This window comes from Oleiphilus sp. HI0043, from assembly GCF_001634935.1.
Genome location: NZ_LWEY01000260.1, coordinates 1 through 1,034 on the forward strand (window position 1 = coordinate 1; position 1,034 = coordinate 1,034).

General features: G+C 43.1%; 2 protein-coding genes. Both read right to left on the reverse strand.

Features of this window, described 5'->3' with window-relative positions; all coding sequences use genetic code 11:
• Positions 1 to 363 (reverse strand): DUF898 family protein (locus A3729_RS03885; protein WP_156497630.1); only part of this gene is annotated, 363 nt, incomplete at its 3' end.
• Positions 364 to 762: 399 nt separating this feature from the next.
• Positions 763 to 1,034: rhodanese-like domain-containing protein (locus tag A3729_RS03890; protein WP_156497631.1), on the reverse strand; the 272-nt coding region annotated here is incomplete at its 5' end.

Sequence of the window (1,034 nt, forward strand, 5' to 3'; positions counted from 1 at the left end):
GCGGAGCCTGAACGACATAGAAAGAACAATGATTGCAGGCACTAAAACTGTCACTGCTGCAGCGGCATACAAACCCCAAACGCCATTATAGGAATTTATTGCGTAATAAATGCCGAATAATATGGATGCAAAAATTCGCCCTTTTAGAATCTGTTCAGGCTTTGCCAAATATTGAAAGGCGCTGTCGTCAAGCTGAGTATTGCCATAAAAATAGCGGTGTGTTCTAACTTTCGCCCAGGCCGAATAAATGCCCAGCGTAACGATGGTGAGAGCTATATTGACGATCCAAATGCCAAAGAATTCGAGTGCTTTGCCGCTGAATCTAAAAGGCTGTTCAGTATAGGGTTTTACTTCTAAGTCCATTTAATGGGAGTTCCTTCAATTTGATGCGCTTAAAAACTAGCGGCAGTCTAACATAATTAGAAGGAGAGGCTGCGGTCAGAGTAAATTTACTCTAGACCGAACGGCACTTACTTAAGCATATGTTCCATCTAAACAAATGATTATCTATAGGGTGCAATTCAGATTAAATAGGAGCCATTCATTTAAGAACCCTTTTTTGATTATCTCCGTACAGGCCATCGGCCGCTCTGTGTCCTCTGTGGTGGATTCGTTTTTGGGTTTTTGATCTTCAAGACTAAGGCCCTTAACCACAGAGGACACAGAGCGCTTTGCTGCACAGAGGAGTAATGTTTCTCTAGGCTTCCACTGTAAAAAAGTGAAATTCAGTTTAAGTAAGTGCCATTCTACTTTCTAATTATTCTAGCTCTGACATATCGTCTCAATATCACAAGTGATCACCGATACATGCTTATAGCCGATTCTCATCAGCTGCTCTGCAGATAAAGTGGCGCGTGCACCGGTTGCGCAGTGGATATAGAGCGGTGTTTCTTCATGTGGGTGGAGTTCTGATACCTTCATTTCCAAGACACCACGTGGAATGTTGAGGGCGTTCGGTGTCGGGTTTTGTGCCACTTCCATGGGTTCTCTTACGTCAATCAAAATACCACCATTATTGCTCATTTCCAGCTTGG